Below are 13,334 nucleotides of genomic sequence, written 5' to 3'. Positions count from 1 at the left end.
CTAATCCTAGCACTACATGCCCTTTAAGGGTGCCACGGCAATGGCCATTAAGCCAAGTATAAAGAGGACGAACATCAATGCAAGCAGGCGGCCGACGTGCCGGTCGCCGCCCCGGAACTCCTTCCAGATCAACACGCCCCAGAGCGCCGAAATCAGGGCGTTGCCGCCTCCCATGGCATACGCAGTCGCCGGACCTACAAACGACGTCGAGGCGGCGATATAGCTGGCCATGGTCCCGATCCCCCAGACCACCCCGCCAATGACGCCCCAAACATGGGCCGGCCACGCGCCACGGGCGTAGTCCGCCCAGGTGACCGGCGCACCGTGGATGGGCCGCCGCATGAACCAGCCGTTGAAGAAGAAATTTGAGGCCAGCGCCCCCAGGACGAAGACGAACAGGACCGCATACGGCCCCAGCGCCCCCGGCCCCTGCATGGCTTTTGCGGCAAATGGATAGTACAAACCGAGCACCACGCCGCACGCGAGGCTGAGCGTCATTCCCTTGCTGCCGGTTCCATGGTCGTGCCCGCGCAGATGTTCCAGGCCGCGGTAGGCGAGCGCCACGCTGGCCATGGCGCCGCAAACCAGCGCGATGCCGCCGAAAAGCCATAGCGGACTACCAGCCGGCCGGATCAGGTAGTTCAGGACGCCGCCAATCACCAAGCCCAAGCCGGAGCTGACCGGAAACGCCAGCGCCATCCCAGCGATGGAAATGGCGGCCACCAGCAGCAGGTTCCCCAGGTTCCAGATGATGCCGCCCACGAACGCCCACGCCAGCGCCCGCGGGCTGGCTTGCGCCAGCGAGGACAGGTTCCCCAAGGCAAGGCCGAAGACAACCGCGGCCACAACAATGCCCCAGGTGTAGTCCCAGTAAAAAAGCTCAAAGCGCCAGCGCGCCAGCTTCTGGGTGTTATCCCAACTCCCCCACGCCACCATGCTGACGAGCATGAGGCCCAGGGCGGCAACGTAAGTGGTCGGCTGCCACACGCCCTAGTGTAGACGCTCCGGATTGCTCCTCCGAGCGCAGCCGGGGCATTGGGTCCCCGGCGCAGCGGTCCAACGGACGGAAAGAGCGGGCCGCGCGGCGCAGCCGCGCTGGGCGCCCGCGTTCAAGCGATGCCACGCCAGCTTCTGGGTGTTATCCCAACTCCCCCAGGCCACCATGCTGACGAGCATGAGGCCCAGGGCGGCCGCGTAAGTGGTCGGCTGCCACACGCCCTAGTGTAGACGCTCCGGATTGCTGCTCCGAGCGGAGCCGGGGCATTGGGTCCCCGGCGCAGCGGTCCATCGGACGGAAAGAGCGGGCCGCGCGGCGCAGCCGCGCTGGGTGCCCGCGTTCGAGCGATGCCGTGCCAGCTTCTGGGTGTTATCCCAACTCCCCCAGGCCACCATGCTGAGCAGCATGAGGCCGAGGGCCACCACGTAAGTCGTGGGTTGCCACATGCCCTATTGCAGACGCTCCAGCAGGTGATCGCCCACTCGTAGAGCATTGGCGACGATGGTCAGAGCTGGATTCACCGCGGCGATCGAGACAAAGAAGCTGGCGTCCACGACGTAGAGATTATCCAGCTGATGCGCTTTGCAGTTGAGATCGAGCGCCGAGGTCTTGGGGTCGCGGCCGAAGCGTACCGTGCCCGCCTGATGCGCCGTGCCCCCGATAGGGATCTCCTTGTCCAGATAGAGCCGGCGCGGCATGAGGTGATCGTGCAGACCGAGCTTGTGCAGACTTTCGTGCAGCTTGCCGCGCAGCCGCTTGTGGGCTTCTAGATTGTTTTCATGTACCGTCAGGCGGATTTGGCCGTTGCGTTCCAGCGTTACGCAGTTTTCCGGCCGCGGCAGATCTTCCGATTGCAGCCAGAAATCGATCGAGTGCTCAGCCATATAGTCGAGCGTGAACTCGGGTTTCACTAAGGCCCACGAAGGCGCCTCGCCGCGCAGCATTTCACCATCCGACTTGCCCAGCATCTGAATTTGCCCCAGCGGATAGTCCCAATCGTCAGCCTGGAAATAAAAATCGTTGATCCCAAGCGTCTTTTGAAAAATGGTCGGATTGGGCTCATGCGACAGCGCCATGTAGGCAGCGCAGTTGTGCCGCATATAATGCCGGCCGACCACGCCGGAGCCGTTGGCGAGTCCTTGCGGATGTTTGTCGCTCGCCGAGCGCAACAGCAGCGCGGCAGAGTTGATCGCGCCACAGGCAACGACCACAATATCGGCCGAATACTCCTCCACCGCACCTTCCCGCTGCACCACAACCTTGCTGACCCTGTGCCCATCCGCGCTGGTTTCCAGCCGCTCGACATACGCACCCGTCAGCAGCGTTACGTTCGGGTGCTCCAGCGCCGGCGCCACGCATAAAACTTCCGCATCGGCCTTGCCGCGGACCAGGCAAGGAAAACCGTCGAAGGCGGGACAGCGCACGCAGGCACTGTTGTAGACTGGCTGGCCGCTGGCGTCCTGATCGAGCAGAATGCCGAGCGGCAGCGGGAACGGATGCAGACCCGCGCGGGTGAGGTCATCGCATAGTTTCTGAATGCGCGGCTCATGCTTGACCGGCGGATGCGGATAGGGCGCGCTCGCGCGTCCTTCGATGGGGTCAATGCCGTGCTGCCCATGGACATGGAACAACTGCTCGGCGCGGGTGTAATACGGCTCAAAGTCCTCGTAGTCGAGCGGCCAGGCCGGTGAAATCCCGTCGTGATGCCGCACTTCGCCGAAGTCCTGCGGCCGGAAGCGGAACAGCGCGGCGCCGTAAACTTTGGTGTTGCCGCCAACGTAGTACTGAATGCCGGGGTGAAACACATTGCCATCTTTGTCGAGCCACTCTTCCGAAGCGCGATAGCGAGCATCGACGAAGACGGCCTTGGCGTCCCAGTTCTCCTTTTCGCGCTTTAAAAACCCGCCGCGTTCCAGCAGCAAAATGCGCTTGCCGCTCGCAGCCAGCCGATAGGTCAGCGCACCGCCGCCCGCCCCGCTGCCGATTACGATCACATCAAAATGGTCCATGCGCTCAGCCTAGCGCGTTTATGTAACCGTCAAAGAGATAACCGCGTCTCACCATTCCAATGGCCAAGGTGTGTCCGCAGCTCAGCCGCCGCGCATTCAGCAGTTTGGCGTGTGTTTGCGTGCTGCTGGTGCTGGCTATCACGTTTCACCAGGCCATTCACGGCGCTGAAGATCCGGGTCTCCGTCGCTCTGGCGTCCGGTGAGGTGATACCCGGCGCCAGCGTCGAAATTGAAAACCCCAAATCCGGCTTTCACGCGACGCTTTCCTGTCTGCTGGAGCGCGACATTATGGATGGCCGGCGCAATCTGAGTTTCAGTCAATGGAATCAGTCCCAACTTCACGCCAAGGATGTAGCCCGTGAAGTCGCGTGCGGTAATATGCCGTTGTGGTTCTACCTGCCAATGCATCCGCCAGCAAGGCTGAGCATGGTGGAAAAACAGGAGTTGATTGTGGGCGCGGCAGCCTCTTTCGGCCCGCAAGCGGTATCCCGCACGAGACACTAGGGGGCGGTTCCCAGAAAGATTGGGGCCAGGATTGGAGGCAGAACTTGGCTTCATAAGCGCACTTGAACCCATTCTCATCCGCACCTTGCGCCCTGACTGTTCCTGCGAACACCCTAAACTTGCAGGCTGAATCTGCCGACGAAAAAGAGTGGCGGTGGGGCAGAATCCGCGAACGCAGAACTACGGATTGAGCGTATGAGATCACTATTACGGCTATTGCGAACGAAAAGAAAGCCGCGCACACCCCTGGAGCGCAATCGGATCTACGAGCAACTACTGCGCGCCGCGGCGCCGGACGAAAACGAGCGCAAGCGGACGGCGAGCCCTGAGGCTGGCGGGTGAATTTCGCGGTGAGCGCGTCGCGCTTGCTCGGGTAGAGCACGGCGAATATAACGGGCGAGCGTGCGGACGCCGCGGGGCGACGGCGGTGCGCAGCCGCGGGCGTTTCCGGCGGGTGGTGCGGCACGAGGACTGGGGGCTGCGACACTGCTGGCTGGAGGTGCAGGCATGGAAGCTGCACTGCCGCACCTGCGGCCGGCAGCCGCGGCTTTCACAACTAAATGGAACTTGTCAGCCGTCAGGCGTACGGCTTCCGCAACTTCGAAAACTACCGGATGCGCGTCAAGGTACTATGTGATTGAACCGCTCCGGGGTCCCACCTTCCCCGTTGTTGGCGTAGAGCCAACTGGTTCAACTGAGGGAGTTGGTAGCGCCAGTGGGATTCGAACCCACGGTCTTCGCCTTGAGAGGGCGACGTCCTAACCGCTAGACGATGGCGCCACGCGACAGACTCCACTGTAGCATGCTGGTGCGCGCGATCAGAAGGCCCGGCGGCTTTCGCAGTCGGCCCAGGCGTTGCACGCGGCGCTCCAAGCGGCGGCCTGCTGGCCGCAACAGGCGTAATGTGCCATCACCAGCGGCAACCAAATGTCGCGCCACGGCGGCAGCGGGCGAGCACTCTGCGCCGCGACAGCCGCTGCAGGCGGAGCAGATGCCGCCAGTACCAGGCCTCACCCGCAGGACTGTGCGGCACCAGAAAATTGCCAATGCGGCGGTAGCGGCCCGGACGGGGGGCAGGCGCGAAATCAGAGATGGCAGCGTAACCCGCGGCCGGAGCTCTCGCTATGCCCACAGCGGCGCCCGCCAGAGCTCCAGGGCTTGTCCCAGGCCGCGCCGCAGCGCATTCTGGTAGACCGCAGCGGCGAGAGCCACATCGTCGAGACCCATGCCGATATGGCAAAAGTGAATGCGCTCGCCGGCGCGCTCGCGCCCGGGCCGTGTACCCGTGAGCAGTTGCGCCAGGCTGGCATGGATGCGGTCATCGGAAAGCAGGCCGGCGGCGTGCATGCGTGCCGGAGTGGACAGACCGCGATGCTTCACCGTGTCCCAGTCGTCGCAGACAATCTTGTCGCAGGCGGCGATCAACTCGTAGCTGCACTCATGGCCGGCGATTTGCACGGTCAGAGCACCCGGCCGGACGTCCTCGGCGAAGAGGACGGGCGTATCGGCGGTGGTAGCGGTCACGAGGATGTCGGCAACGGCGAGATCGGCGCGGCCGCCTACGCGCACCGGAATCGGCCAGATGCGCCGGCAATCGGCCACGCAAGCCGAGGCGGCCTCGGGCCGGCGTGCCACGATCGCAATGTCCTCCAGCATCGGGCAGGCGGTCGCCAGGCCCAGCGCCTGCGTGCGCGCCTGGACGCCGGCACCGATGATAGCGGCGCGGCGCACCTCGGGCGGGGCCAAATATTGCACCCCCAGGCCGGTCACGGCGCCGGTGCGCATGGCACTGAGCAGAGTGGCGTCCATGACCGCCAGCGGCAAACCGGATTCGGGTGAATTCAGGATCATGAGGCCGCTGGCGCGTGGTAAACCGTGACGGCGGTTGGGCGGAAAACTGGCCATCCACTTCATTCCCAACCAGCGTACGGGGTCGCCCAGCGCGGCACACAAACCGTTGATGCGCCACTGCCTCTCACATGCGCTGCTGTCGGCCGCGCGGAGCACCAGCTTGTGAGGCTGGCGCACCCGTCCTTTCTCCCATTCCACCATGACGGCAGCCACCGCGCTCATCGCCTGCCGCATGTCCAACACTCCGGCTGCGCACATGGCTTCCTGATCCAGGTAGAGCCACTCGGCGCGGGCCTCCGCGACCGGTGCAGGTGCAGGCCCGACCATCGAACCAGGAGCACTCATAAACCCTCCAGATCCTTTCGGCGGCAGAGGCATGAGCCAATGTGCGCGGAGCAGGATCTCACGATCATGGCAGTGCTGGATGCGCCGTCCAACTACTCTGGTTGTCCACCGCGGCGGCCGGTTGCGGATGACGCGCGACAGCCAAACAAGCCCAGGCGTGGCCGCCGGGGTCCACCGCGCTGCATGAGGGACCAAACTGCTCGACGCGAACTTCGGCCCAACCGGAGCGCATCAGCAGTTCCTGCCATTGCTGCGCACTGCGCAATTGTACTGGCACCGCAATCTGTTTTTGCCAGTGGCGCGCGTGGGGATTGCCCCGGTAAAGAAACATCAGCAGGTACAACCAGCCACCGGGCGCCAGGATGCGGCGGACTTCACTTAGAGCAGCCCGGGAATCGGGCAGGTAATAGAAGCTCTCGACGCTCAGGACATGGGTGAAACATGCGTCGGGAAAGGGCATGCGCGCCGCAGAGGCGCACAGCAAACGAGCCGGGCCGTGATGGTTGGCGGTGCGCAGCATGGCATCACTGATATCGAGGCCGACGGCCAGACCGTACGCTCCCAGGCGCCCGGCGGCGAGTTGGGCCGCCCAGCCTGAGCCACAACCTAAATCGAGCACGCGGTCACCGGGCCGCAGTTGCATGCGCTCGAGCACGCGCTCGGCATAGGCACGATGCTCGTGTTCCATGCGGACAGCATCGCCGCGCTCGGCCCAGTGATTGAACTCCTCGCGCACGGAGTGCCGCCGGTGCTGGGCGTGGCGACGGTGCTGGCGCCACTGCCTCGAGACGTGATGCAGTAGCGGCGCCGGATCCGGCCAGGACCAGTAGGCCGACTCATGCCGGAAGGACTGAAATTGCAGGGCATCGAGCAGCCAGGCAGCGGCGCTCCAGGCGCCGCACCGATAGAGGTGGCGGCAGGTGCGGAAGTCATCGTCTTCAATACGCCAACGCCGTGGCAGAGCCCGCAGGGGGCGCACTTGGGGCAGTGGCAAACCCGCCGCTTCGTTATAGGTGAGCCAACCCAGATCGACGTGCTGGGGGTCATCCCCCACGAAAGTCCGATAGTTCTGCCCCAGGCGCGGGTTCACGTCGAGCAACTTGTAGACTTTTTCCCGCTCCGACCATTTCAAACCGATGTCGATGGGACCGATGTAGCGGAGCTGCTGCAGCCAAGCCGTCAGTGGCTCAGCCAGCCCCGGCATGGCACAGGCCTCACTGGCACAGGCGGTGCCAAAGGCTTCCGGATATTGGCGCAGCTTGCGACCCGTAAACACCGCAATGGGCTCACTGCGGGCATCAAAGTAGGCGTTATAGAGGGCCACGCGGTCGGCCCCGCCCGCCAAGAACTCTTGCAACATAAGCCGGTCATCGCAGGCAGATAGCGCTGCAAATGCACGCAGGAGCTGCTCGCGATTCGCCACCCTCACCTTACCCGCCAGACGGCTTACGGCGGACTGGCCGACCTTGCCGTAAGCCGATTTCAGCAGACACGGAAAGCCCAATTCTGTCGCCGCGGAATCCAGGTCGGCTCGCGAGCGTAGCGGGATGCTGCGCGGCACCGGCACGCCAGAGCGCGCTGCGGCCTCATGCAGACAGCGCTTGTCGAGTAGCATCTCCAGTGTCGCGGCGTCCGGGAGCAGGAAGCGAAAGTGCGGCATCAGCCGCTCGCGCTGGCGCGAAATCAGCAGCAGAGAGTCATCGCTGGTCGGGACCAAAACCGGCCGATTCCCCATCGTCTGCGCCACCTGAATCAACTGATCGGCCCAACCCGCGTCCTCGCCGCCAGAGCCTGTAAACCGCCAACGGGCAAAGCGGGAGTGCATGGCCACGGGTGCATCAGGGCCTGTGGCCGGCGCCACATCCCAGAGGCCCACCGCAAGGCCGGCGCGGCCAAGACGGCGGGTCAGGGCAAGAGCTGCAATTTGAGCGCAAAGGATCAGCGCGGGCGGACGGCCAGGGTCGCTCACCGGCATGGGAAAGCTAGATGCCGGTTCAGCTACTCTGGTTGGCGGCTGACGCCACCTCCGGCCGAAGGGGCCGGACCATAGTTCTGACTGAGATAGTCGAGGATGCGGGCAAGTTCGGCGGGCGAGGCGAACATGCCGTTGCCTTTCATTTCCGTAATCGTCGCCTGCCACTGCTTGCGCGTCTGGCGCAGGCGGACCACTCGGGCGAGGGTGTGGCAGCCACCGCAGACCTGGACGACATCGGCTTTACCGGGAGCCTCGGGCATTTTCACGGCATCGGGATCGGGCGGATTGGCGGCATTGGCCGCGGCGGCCGCCGGAGCTGGCACCGGTGGCGCCGGCGTGACGGTCCGATGCGCACACGCCGTCGTGGCGACCACTGCCGCCAGGAAAAGTAGAAGGCGCAATCTGCCCACAAGCCTCGTCATTTTTTCAGTGTCTCATGGCAACTGTGCAGCCCGCGCTGGGGCGAGGTCTAGCGCATGGCGCGGATCGCGTAGTGGCAGGTTCTACTTATGGTTTACGGGCCATAGCGAGGCAGGCGTAGGCATGCTCGTCGGGCTCTTTGTCGGCTGGATCGGGGCGGAATTCTTCAATGCGGGCATCGGCCCAGCCGGCATCGGCCAGCAGGGCGCGCCATTCTTCGGTACTTTTGTACTGCACCGGCACGGCCAGTTGCTGGATCCAGCTTTTGGCGTTGGGATTGCCGGTGTACAGGCACATCAGCAGAAACAGGCCGCCGCCGGGCACGAGCACGCGCTTGAGTTCGTCGAGCACCGCACGCGGGTCGGGGTAGTAGTAGAAGCTCTCAACGCTGAAGACGGAGCGAAAGAAATTGTTCGACCAGGGAATGTGATCGGCGGGCGAGGCGACGAAGCGGGTATTGTGGAGGGGCGATTCGGCATCTGCGGCCTGGGCGATCATGGCGTCGCTGACGTCGACGCCCACCGCCAGGCCCTGCGGACCCACGCGTTCGGCGGCGAGGCGCGTCGCCCAGCCGGAACCGCAGCCCAGGTCGAGGACGCGGTCGCCCGGGGCAAAGCCGATGCGCGCAAACATGCGCTCGGTGATGGCACGATGATGCCGCGCCATGGAGGCGCCCTTGCCGTGCGCCGCCCAATCGTTGAACTCAGTACGGAGCTTTTGCTCCTCGGGCGTCAGCGCTTCGCTCATCGCTTGCCCACCGGTTCCGGTTCGCTATTGGCAACGTAGTCGTCGACGACACCATGCGCCATGGAGCAGTGCTGCGGGCCGCACATGGAGCAGAAGTGGGCATCCTTATAACCCGATTGCGGCAGCGTCTCGTCGTGCATGGCTTCGGCGGTGGGCGGATCCAGCGAGAGCGCAAACTGCTCGCGCCAGTTGAAGCTCTTGCGGGCGCGCGAAAGGGCGTCATCGCGGTCGCGCGCGCCGGGCCGATGGCGGGCGATGTCGGCAGCGTGGGCGGCGATGCGGTAGGCCATCAGGCCTTGTTTCACATCCTCCGCATTGGGCAGGCCGAGATGTTCCTTGGGCGTGACGTAGCAGAGCATGGCGGCGCCATGCCAGCCGATCATGGCGGCGCCGATGGCGCTGGTGATGTGGTCGTAGCCGGGCGCGAAGTCCGTGACCAGCGGGCCGAGGGTGTAGAAGGGCGCGCCGTGACAGAGGGCCACTTCTTTTTCGACCTGCATCTGGATTTGGTCCATCGGGATGTGTCCCGGTCCCTCGATCATGACCTGGCACTCGTGCTCCCAGGCGCGGCGGGTGAGCTCGCCCAGGGTTTTGAGTTCGGCAAACTGGGCGGCATCGCTGGCGTCGTGCAGTGAGCCCGGGCGCAGGCTGTCGCCGAGCGAAAACGACACGTCGTATTTGCGGAAGATTTTGCAGATGGCGTCGAAGTGGTCGTAGAGCGGGTTTTCCTTGCCGTTGGCAACCATCCATTCCGCCAGGATGGCGCCGCCGCGGCTGACGATGCCGGTGATGCGCTCTTTGGTGAGCGGGAGATAGTCACGCAGGATGCCGGCGTGGATGGTCATGTAATCGACGCCCTGCTCGGCCTGGCTCTCGATGGTCTCCAGCAGCAGCTCCGGCGTGAGATCGCGAATTTGGCGCACCTTGGTCAACGCCTCATAGACGGGCACGGTGCCGATCGGCACCGGCGAACTGCGTAGAATCGCCTCGCGGATGGCGGGAATGTCGCCGCCGGTGGACAGATCCATGACCGTATCCGCACCGTAATGCACGGCGACGTGCAGCTTTTCCAGCTCGGCTTCCCGTGCGCTGGTCACCGAGGAGTTGCCGATGTTGGCGTTGATCTTGCAGCGTGAAGCCACGCCAATCGCCATGGGCTCCAGCTCGGGATGGCGGATGTTGGCGGGGATGATCATCCGGCCCGCCGCGACTTCATCGCGGATGAGCGTGGCGGGCAGGATTTCGCGCCGCGCGACGAAGTCCATTTCTTCCGTCACGACGCCCTGACGGGCGAAGTGCAGTTGGGTCATGGCATCGGAACCCGCCGTGCACTGGCGGGCGTGACGCTCGGCAATCCATGGTGAACGGAGCATGAAGGCCATCCTCTTACTGGAATTATGGCATGCAGTAGAGCAGGCGCCCGACTCCAACACTCGGCTTACCCCTGGGCAGCCATGCCCGAAGCAACACTTCGGGCATGGCTGCGGGCACTCAGGCACAGGAGCCCAGGTTCCTTTGCGAGTTTGTGGACCTCGAAACCCTGCGGGCCATCTTTGCTTTCGAGCGATTTGCCTTCGAGCTTGACGCGTTCGCCGGCCTCAAGCCGCTGGTGTCGCCGCTAAGCGCCAAGATCCTATGATCGCTGGTGGTGAGCATCTGTCCGGCGCCGGTAGAGGCAACGCAGCCGCTGACCGGGTCGCTGTGATGCCGCAGCCACGGAAACGAAAGCGCCAGAGCAACAAAAGGGACCGCAGCGGCGGCTTCGCAAGCTGACGTAACCGAAGGCACAGGTGCCGCGTCTCAAGCGGAATGCAAGGCCTCCGGCATTCGGTATTTTTGCTGGCTCTGGCGGTCGGACTGGGATCGGTCCCCGCCGGGGCGCAGGCGGTGAGCATTCCCGCGGGCAGCTATCAACTGCTCGCCTCGCGCTCGCAACTGGGAATTCTGCTGCGCAAGGCAGGATGGCTGGGCGCCTTTGCTGACAACCACGTAGTCCACACCGGCGTGATGCGGGGCTCGGCCACGGGTGAGGCCGGAAGCTGGCACGGCATAGTGACAGCGCCCACGGCAGAACTGCAGGTGGTGGACCCCAACCGCTCGACTCAACAGCGGCACGAAATCTGGGTGACCATGGAGGGTCCGGATCAACTCGACGCCGAACAGTTTCCCGAAATCGTCTGGCGGCTCAATGGACTGGAGCTGACGGCAGCCGCCCCGGGCGTCTTGCTGCATGGCACGTTCAGCATCCATGGGGTGACGCGCACGGTCGCCTGGCCAACACACGTAGCGGTCGAGAATGGAGTGGTTCACGTCTGGGGTTCGGCGCAATTGCTGCTGACCGATTACGGAATTCAGCCCATTCACCGGGCGCTGGGCGCTATTAAAGTCAAGAACCAATTTGAGTTGCGCTGGGACACGTATTGGCAGCGAAGTTGAAGACCGGCGCGGTCCCCGCGCGGCGCGGTATGATGGCGGCATGGCTGGAGCCGCCTCGACCCTGTATCCGCCCCCGCAGGGGTTTTCTGTCAATGCGCATGTAAAAACCAGCGCCGCCTATGATGAACTACGGCACGCGGCGCTGGCCGATCCGGAAGCATTCTGGAGTGCCCGCGCACGAGCAAGCCTGCATTGGTTTACGCCCTTCACCAAAGTGCTGCAGTGGAAGGCACCGTTTGCGCAATGGTTTGTGGGCGGTGAAACCAATGCCAGCTTCAACTGCCTCGACCGGCATTTGACCGGACCGCGGCGCAACAAGGCTGCGCTGATCTGGGAGGGCGAAAACGGCGAGCAGCAGATCCTCACCTATAACGAGCTGCACCGGCGGGTGTGCCAATTCGCGCGCGCGCTGGCAGATCTGGGATACAAGAAAGGCGACCGGGCCATCATTTATCTGCCCATGATTCCCGAAGCGGCGGTGGCCATGCTGGGCTGCGCGCGCCTGGGCATCATTCATTCCGTGGTGTTTGCCGGGTTTTCAAGCGAGGCGCTGCGGACGCGCATGGATGACCTGGAAGCGCAGCTTGTCATCACCGCCGACGGCGGGCGGCGGCGCGGGCGCGAAGTACCGCTCAAGAAGAATGTGGATGCGGCGCTGGAGCATTGCCCCGGCGTGAAGCACTCGATTGTGTTCCGGCACACCGGCAGCCCCATCACCATGAATCCGGCGCGCGACCTGGAATGGAGCGAACTCATCGCCAAAGCGCCGGCACAGTGTGAGGCTGTGCCAGTGGATAGCGAGCATCCGCTGTATGTGCTTTATACCAGCGGCACCACTGGCAAACCCAAAGGGGTGGTGCATTCGACCGCGGGCTATCTGGTTGAGGCGCAGGCCACGATGGAGTGGGTTTTCGACCTGCACGAGGAGGACACCTACTGGTGTACGGCCGATATCGGCTGGGTGACGGGCCACAGCTACATCATTTATGGGCCGCTCGCCGCCGGCGCGACGACGCTGATGTATGAGGGCGCACCGGATTACCCGGCGCCGGACCGCTTTTGGGAGATCATCGCCAAGTACCGCGTCAATCTTTTCTATACCTCGCCGACGGCGATCCGCAGCTTTATTCGCGCCGGGGATGCTTTGCCGGCAAAGCACGACCTGTCAAGTCTGCGGCTGCTCGGCTCGGTGGGCGAGCCGATCCAGCCGGCCGCGTGGGAGTGGTATCACCGCGTAATCGGCCACGGCCGCTGTCCGATTGTGGACACCTGGTGGCAGACGGAAACCGGCGGCATTCTGATTTCGCCGGTTCCGGGGGCGGTCGCCACCAAGCCCGGATCGGCGACGCTGCCGCTGCCGGGCATCGACGCCGACGTGGTCAATCTGCGAGGCGAGCGCGTTGCCGAAAATCAGCAAGGGTATCTGATCATCCGCAAGCCGTGGCCTTCGATGCTGCGCGGCCTATACCGCGACCCGGAACGCTACCAGGAGGCATACTGGTCGCGCTACCCCGGCCTGTACTTCACCGGCGATGCGGCACGGCGCGATGCCGACGGCTATTTCTGGGTGCTGGGGCGCGTTGATGACGTCATTAACGTCAGCGGGCATCGCATGAGCACCATGGAAGTGGAATCGGTGATGGTGCAGCATCCGGCGGTGGCTGAGGCCGCGGCGGTCGGCCGGCCGGATGAGATCAAAGGCCAGGCGCTGGTCGTATTTGCCACGATCAAGGGCAGCAGCCAAGCCGATACCAAGCTGGCGGAGGAGCTGCGCGCGTGGGTGGCGACCGAGATTGGGGCCTTTGCGCGGCCGGAAGAGGTGCGGCTGGTCGAGGGACTGCCCAAGACCCGCAGCGGCAAGATTATGCGACGGCTGCTGCGCGAGTTGGTGACCACGCACAAGATTGAAGGCGACACGACGACGATTGAAGATTATTCCGTGCTGCTAAAACTAAGCGCTTCCGGCAAAGACGAGGACGAAATCCTCAAGGACCGAAGCAGCTAAGCGCCTCAACATTTTTTATTGCGGGCTGTCGATTGGGCCCGCTTC

10 protein-coding genes and 1 tRNA gene are annotated in these 13,334 nt (G+C 64.1%); 3 read left to right on the top strand and 8 right to left on the bottom strand.

Annotated elements, in window-relative coordinates; all coding sequences use genetic code 11:
* Positions 1-12: 12 nt before the first annotated feature.
* Both EPN33_14765 and EPN33_14760 read right to left on the bottom strand, forming a co-directional pair.
* Positions 13-987: an AcrB/AcrD/AcrF family protein gene (locus tag EPN33_14765; protein ID TAN20625.1), complete on the bottom strand. Its 975-nt coding sequence runs from the start codon at positions 985-987 to the stop codon at positions 13-15.
* Between the two features lie 459 nt (positions 988-1,446).
* The gene (locus tag EPN33_14760) at positions 1,447-3,006 is read right to left on the bottom strand and encodes a GMC family oxidoreductase (protein TAN20624.1); all 1,560 of its coding nucleotides are present in this window, start codon (positions 3,004-3,006) and stop codon (positions 1,447-1,449) included.
* Here EPN33_14760 and EPN33_14755 point away from each other — a divergent pair.
* Complete coding sequence (locus EPN33_14755; GenBank protein TAN20623.1) at positions 2,998-3,510, top strand: hypothetical protein; 513 nt, start codon at positions 2,998-3,000, stop codon at positions 3,508-3,510. The genes EPN33_14760 and EPN33_14755 overlap by 9 nt on opposite strands.
* Positions 3,511-4,214: 704 nt before the next feature.
* Here EPN33_14755 and EPN33_14750 read toward each other — a convergent pair.
* From EPN33_14750 to thiC, 6 genes are all read right to left on the bottom strand, one after another.
* A tRNA-Glu gene (locus tag EPN33_14750) sits at positions 4,215-4,290 on the bottom strand.
* Positions 4,291-4,632: 342 nt separating this feature from the next.
* On the bottom strand, positions 4,633-5,739 hold the full coding sequence (locus EPN33_14745; protein TAN20622.1) for an ornithine cyclodeaminase family protein: 1,107 nt from the start codon (positions 5,737-5,739) through the stop codon (positions 4,633-4,635).
* 31 nt (positions 5,740-5,770) lie between these two features.
* Positions 5,771-7,681, bottom strand: a complete 1,911-nt coding sequence (locus EPN33_14740; GenBank protein ID TAN20621.1) for a methyltransferase domain-containing protein — start codon at positions 7,679-7,681, stop codon at positions 5,771-5,773.
* Positions 7,682-7,704: 23 nt separating this feature from the next.
* Complete coding sequence (locus EPN33_14735) at positions 7,705-8,103, bottom strand: hypothetical protein (GenBank protein TAN20620.1); 399 nt, start codon at positions 8,101-8,103, stop codon at positions 7,705-7,707.
* Positions 8,104-8,188: 85 nt separating this feature from the next.
* Positions 8,189-8,848, bottom strand: coding sequence for a methyltransferase domain-containing protein (locus EPN33_14730; GenBank protein TAN20619.1), 660 nt, complete (start codon positions 8,846-8,848; stop codon positions 8,189-8,191).
* Complete coding sequence (thiC, locus tag EPN33_14725; GenBank protein ID TAN20618.1) at positions 8,845-10,221, bottom strand: phosphomethylpyrimidine synthase ThiC; 1,377 nt, start codon at positions 10,219-10,221, stop codon at positions 8,845-8,847. Before thiC ends, EPN33_14730 begins: the two co-directional genes overlap by 4 nt.
* A gap of 436 nt (positions 10,222-10,657) precedes the next feature.
* On the opposite strand from thiC, the gene EPN33_14720 reads away from it, so the two are divergent.
* Positions 10,658-11,284 (top strand): YceI family protein, encoded by a 627-nt coding sequence (locus EPN33_14720; GenBank protein ID TAN20617.1) that lies wholly within the window; start codon positions 10,658-10,660, stop codon positions 11,282-11,284.
* A gap of 40 nt (positions 11,285-11,324) precedes the next feature.
* The gene (gene acs / locus EPN33_14715) at positions 11,325-13,289 is read left to right on the top strand and encodes an acetate--CoA ligase (protein TAN20616.1); all 1,965 of its coding nucleotides are present in this window, start codon (positions 11,325-11,327) and stop codon (positions 13,287-13,289) included.
* Positions 13,290-13,334: the final 45 nt, after the last annotated feature.

This window comes from Acidobacteriota bacterium (genome assembly GCA_004299485.1).
Classification (GTDB): domain Bacteria; phylum Acidobacteriota; class Terriglobia; order Terriglobales; family SCQP01; genus SCQP01.
This window is presented reverse-complemented; position numbering and strand designations above follow the sequence as displayed.

Coding starts and splice junctions, on each gene's coding strand:
- EPN33_14755 (TAN20623.1), top strand. CDS start 2,998: ATGGTCCATGCGCTCAGCCTAGCGCGTTTATGTAACCGTCAAAGAGAT.
- EPN33_14760 (TAN20624.1), bottom strand. CDS start 3,006: ATGGACCATTTTGATGTGATCGTAATCGGCAGCGGGGCGGGCGGCGGT.
- EPN33_14745 (TAN20622.1), bottom strand. CDS start 5,739: ATGCCTCTGCCGCCGAAAGGATCTGGAGGGTTTATGAGTGCTCCTGGT.
- EPN33_14740 (TAN20621.1), bottom strand. CDS start 7,681: ATGCCGGTGAGCGACCCTGGCCGTCCGCCCGCGCTGATCCTTTGCGCT.
- EPN33_14735 (TAN20620.1), bottom strand. CDS start 8,103: ATGACGAGGCTTGTGGGCAGATTGCGCCTTCTACTTTTCCTGGCGGCA.
- EPN33_14730 (TAN20619.1), bottom strand. CDS start 8,848: ATGAGCGAAGCGCTGACGCCCGAGGAGCAAAAGCTCCGTACTGAGTTC.
- thiC (TAN20618.1), bottom strand. CDS start 10,221: ATGCTCCGTTCACCATGGATTGCCGAGCGTCACGCCCGCCAGTGCACG.
- EPN33_14720 (TAN20617.1), top strand. CDS start 10,658: ATGCAAGGCCTCCGGCATTCGGTATTTTTGCTGGCTCTGGCGGTCGGA.
- acs (TAN20616.1), top strand. CDS start 11,325: ATGGCTGGAGCCGCCTCGACCCTGTATCCGCCCCCGCAGGGGTTTTCT.